Origin of the sequence: Pseudoalteromonas sp. S3178 (assembly GCF_005886985.1) — a bacterium.
GTDB lineage: Bacteria > Pseudomonadota > Gammaproteobacteria > Enterobacterales > Alteromonadaceae > Pseudoalteromonas > Pseudoalteromonas carrageenovora.
This window is the reverse complement of record NZ_PNCW01000422.1, coordinates 1-269: the sequence shown is the minus strand read 5'-3', so window position 1 is coordinate 269 and position 269 is coordinate 1. Positions and strand designations below refer to the sequence as shown.

At 43.1% G+C, this 269-nt stretch carries 1 pseudogene; it reads right to left on the bottom strand.

Going from position 1 to position 269, the window contains the following annotated elements:
* Positions 1 to 269, bottom strand: a pseudogene (locus CWC11_RS21570) (metallophosphatase); the annotation flags it as partial.

Below are 269 nucleotides of genomic sequence, written 5' to 3'. Positions count from 1 at the left end.
TTTGGTAAAAAAGTTAAGCGGACTTTTAGGGCCATATAAAATGGAGTCGAGCTTATCAAGCACATTTATTAGCTTACGCGGGAACTCGTTTTTAATGCCACTGGCTGTGAGCTGCCAAATTCTGTTGGGGTGATCGCCAAAACGCTTTTGCACTGAAAAACAAAACGAATAATGCACGTCGCCTGATAAAATCAGCGTTTGATTTGGGGTGTCGGTACGTCTAAATGTGTCGAGCAATTTTTTAGCTGAACCTTCGTGCGCCATCCAGT